Source organism: Paracoccus binzhouensis (genome assembly GCF_016446475.1).
Classification (GTDB): Bacteria; Pseudomonadota; Alphaproteobacteria; order Rhodobacterales; family Rhodobacteraceae; genus Paracoccus; species Paracoccus binzhouensis.
Window position 1 is genome coordinate 1 of the sequence record NZ_JAEHFP010000220.1, and the last position, 2,197, is coordinate 2,197.

At 68.1% G+C, this 2,197-nt stretch carries 2 protein-coding genes and 1 pseudogene; 2 read left to right on the forward strand and 1 reads right to left on the reverse strand.

All coding sequences use genetic code 11. From position 1 onward, the window contains the following. Positions 1-161 precede the first annotated feature (161 nt). Positions 162-1,433 carry a capsule biosynthesis protein gene (locus I9P22_RS23960; protein ID WP_233253578.1) on the forward strand — a complete coding sequence of 424 codons (1,272 nt, stop codon included), beginning with the start codon at positions 162-164 and terminating at the stop codon, positions 1,431-1,433. A 3-nt stretch (positions 1,434-1,436) separates the two neighbouring features. After that, positions 1,437-2,114: an ABC transporter ATP-binding protein gene (locus I9P22_RS23965; RefSeq protein ID WP_199262718.1), complete on the forward strand. Its 678-nt coding sequence runs from the start codon at positions 1,437-1,439 to the stop codon at positions 2,112-2,114. Between the two features lies 1 nt (position 2,115). Here I9P22_RS23965 and I9P22_RS23970 read toward each other — a convergent pair. Then, positions 2,116-2,197, reverse strand: a pseudogene (locus I9P22_RS23970) (IS5/IS1182 family transposase); the annotation flags it as partial.

The following is a 2,197-nucleotide window of genomic DNA, read 5'->3' on the forward strand; positions in this document are numbered from 1 at the left end:
CAGCGCCGCAACAGCCGCAGCCGCAGCCGCAGCCGCCGGGACAGCCGCCGGGACAGCAGCAGCGGCAACCGCCCCATCCGCAGCAGGCCCATCCGCAGCAAGCCCACGCGCAGCAGCCCCTGCCCGCCCGGCCCCAGGGCCCCGGGCAGGCGCCGCGGCCGATGCAGGCCAACCACCAGCCACCCGCCATGCGCCCGCAATCCCAGCCGATCCCGGTGCGGCCGATGGGTCAGGCCGTGGCCCAGCCCGCCCCCCGGCCGATGCCGGCCGTGCCGCCGACGGCGGTGCAACCCATCCGGCCGCCGGTCGGCCTGGCCCAGCCGCGGCGGCGGCACTGGCTGCTGCTGGCCTCGTTCCTGCTGCTGGTGGCGCTGCCGACGGCGCTCTGGGCCTGGTATCTCTGGGCGCGGGCCAGCGACCAATATGTCTCGACCGTGGGCTTTTCGGTCCGCAAGGAACAGTCGGTGCCCTCGATCGACCTGCTGGGCGGGCTGTCCTCCTTCGCGGGCAGCGGCGGCGGCAGCGCCTCGGATACCGACATCCTCTACGAATACATCCGCAGCCAGGACATGGTCGAGAGGATCGACGCCGAGCTTGACCTGCGCACCCGCTTCTCGCGCGACTGGCCGCATGACTTCGTCTTCGCCTTCGACCCCGAGGGGCATATCGAGGATCTGACCGAATACTGGCAGCGCCAGGTCAAGGTGCTTTACGACAGCTCGACGGCGCTGATCACGCTGAATGTCAGCGCCTTCACCCCCGAGGACGCGCAGCAGATCGCCGCGGCGGTGTTCACGCAAAGCTCGGACAAGATCAACGAGCTGTCGGCCATCGCCCAGGACGACGCGACCCGGCTTGCCAAGCAGGAACTGGACAAGGCCCGCGAGGAACTGACCGCGACCCGCCAGGCCATGACCGCCTTTCGCATGAGGTCGCAGATCGTCGATCCCGAGGCCGACCTGGCCGGGCAGATGGGCGTGCTGAGCGGCCTGCAGGCCCAGCTGGCCGAGGCGCTGGTCGCCCATGACCTGCTGATCGAGAACGCCCAGCCCACCGACCACCGCGTCATCCAGTCGCAGCAGAAGATCGACGCGCTGCGCCGGCTGATCGACGCCGAGCGCAGCAAGTTCGGCGCCGAGGGCCAGGGTCCGGCGGGCGAGAGCTATGCCCAGCTGATGGCCGAATACGAAAAGCTGGCGGTGGACCGCGAATTCGCCGAGGGCGCCTATCGCACCGCCCGCATCGCCTATGAAACCGCCCTGGCCGAGGCGCAGCGCCAGTCGCGCTACCTGGCCGCGCATATCGAGCCCAAGGTGGCGCAAAGCTCGACCGAGCCGAACCGGCCTTGGCTGCTGCTGATGGTGGCGGGCATGCTGCTGACCGGCTGGTCCATCCTTGTCCTGATCTATTACAGCATCCGCGACCGCGGCTGAGCGATGATCTGGCTGCAGAATCTGACCAAGGCTTACCGGCTGAAGGGCCGGCAGACCGTGGTGGCCGACAATATCAACGCGGTGTTCCCCACCGGCGTCTCGGTGGCGCTGCTGGGCCGCAACGGCGCCGGCAAGTCGACGCTGCTGCGCATGATCGCCGGCACCGTCTCGCCCAGTTCGGGGCGGGTGCTGTCGGATGGCACCATCTCGTGGCCGGTCGGCTTCATGGGCAGCTTCCATGGCGAGCTGACCGGGGCGCAGAACGTGCGCTTCGTCGCCCGGATCTACGGCGTCGATACCGACGAGCTGGTCGATTACGTCGAGGATTTCGCCGAGCTCGGCCAGCATTACCACCAGCCCTTCGCCAGCTATTCCTCGGGGATGCGCTCGCGGCTGGCGATGGGAACTAGCATGGGCATCCATTTCGACACCTACCTGGTGGACGAGGTGACCAGCGTCGGCGACGCGGATTTCCGCGCCAAGTCGCAGCGGGTGTTCAACGACCGCATGGCCAGCTCCGGGGCGATCGTGGTCAGCCACTCGATGCCGATGATCCGCAACATGTGCCAGATGGGCGCGGTATTGGACCGCGGCCATCTGACGGTCTTCGAGGATCTCAACGAGGCCATCGCCTATCACGAGGCCATCCTGCGCGTCCCGCCCGCCGTGCCGGGCGACTAGGTCATGTTGACAAATGGCGAAGCCAGAGCCTGATGCAGGCGATGTCGATGAAGCCGAGGAAACTGTCTGCGGTTTTGTCGTAG

Excerpts from the sequence above, each read along its gene's own strand:
- I9P22_RS23960 (WP_233253578.1), top strand. The coding sequence starts at position 162 with ATGCAGGCCAACCACCAGCCACCCGCCATGCGCCCGCAATCCCAGCCG.
- I9P22_RS23965 (WP_199262718.1), top strand. The coding sequence starts at position 1,437 with ATGATCTGGCTGCAGAATCTGACCAAGGCTTACCGGCTGAAGGGCCGG.